The sequence below is a fragment of the Lentilactobacillus hilgardii DSM 20176 = ATCC 8290 genome (assembly GCF_000159315.1).
Taxonomy (GTDB): Bacteria; Bacillota; Bacilli; order Lactobacillales; family Lactobacillaceae; genus Lentilactobacillus; species Lentilactobacillus hilgardii.
In genome coordinates this window covers 1-1,021 of the sequence record NZ_GG670015.1, presented here as the reverse complement: position 1 = coordinate 1,021, position 1,021 = coordinate 1, and the positions used below count along the sequence as shown (strand labels likewise).

1 protein-coding gene and 1 pseudogene are annotated in these 1,021 nt (G+C 40.3%); one reads left to right on the top strand and one right to left on the bottom strand.

What is annotated here, in order from left to right:
* Nucleotides 1-43 precede the first annotated feature (43 nt).
* Nucleotides 44-880 (bottom strand): DEAD/DEAH box helicase family protein, encoded by an 837-nt coding sequence (locus HMPREF0519_RS12675; RefSeq protein ID WP_003636914.1) that lies wholly within the window; start codon nucleotides 878-880, stop codon nucleotides 44-46.
* 44 nt (nucleotides 881-924) lie between these two features.
* On the opposite strand from HMPREF0519_RS12675, the pseudogene HMPREF0519_RS13745 reads away from it, so the two are divergent.
* A pseudogene (locus HMPREF0519_RS13745) lies at nucleotides 925-1,021 on the top strand (YigZ family protein); the annotation flags it as partial.

Genomic DNA, 1,021 nt, shown 5'->3' with positions numbered 1-1,021 from the left:
AGTCTGCCTTGGTCAACCAGTCTTTTCAAATGCTGATTTTTAACTATTTTGACTGTTGGTAACAAGTGACCATGGTATCGAATCGGCAGATAACTAACCGATATTTTTTTCGCTTGATTTTATGCATTAAAGCATCATCAGGAGTTGCAGTCAGATATAAGATCCCACCACCCAGTTTAACCGCATTTTGGACAGCATAGTGCAACATATCATTACCAGAAAATGGAAATACATCAACTTCATCAATAACCATGACATCGAATGCATGGTAAAATCTTAATAATTGATGAGTTGTGCAAATTGTGATTTGACTATATTGATAAGGTTGCTCTGCCTTTCCGTGCAACAAGATGCTGGAAACCTTCTTAAACGCTGATTGAATTCTGGGAAAAAGCTCAATGCACACATCAACTCTTGGTGACACAATACCAATCCGCAGTCTTTGGGAGACTGCCCAGCTGATCGCAGGAAAGAGCATCTCCGTTTTTCCGGCACCTGTAACCGCCCACAAAAGATGGCGCTGCCTCTTTTCAAATATTTTTACAATTTGATTCGCACACTGCTGCTGTAAATCGGTCAGTTGCCCCTGCCACGACATTGGCGACTCGATAACCGGAAATTTATTTGGCTCTGGGAAGGTCACTAAAGAATGACGCGTATCCATCCGCCCCATCTGGATACACACATAACAATAATAATGATGGTACGGCAATCTTGCTTCCACCGGCTTTAGCTTTGCATGACAACGAGCGCAACAAATTTTGCCTTTTGTTATAATAATGGCCGGTCGAAATGTTACCATTGGGTTTTGCTTAATTGTCGGCGACAATTCTAAACTATTGATTTGGCGCCCAAACAACTCTGATATATGATTAATCATGTAAACACCTCGTAACTAAATACGAAAATATAGGAGAGATATTTTTGACGAATCCATCACTAACCATCAAAAAGAACGGGATACATGAAATTGTGATCAAAAAATCCCGCTTCATTTGTACACTAGCTAGAATTAATGACG

Excerpts from the sequence above, each read along its gene's own strand:
- HMPREF0519_RS12675 (WP_003636914.1), bottom strand. The coding sequence starts at position 880 with ATGATTAATCATATATCAGAGTTGTTTGGGCGCCAAATCAATAGTTTA.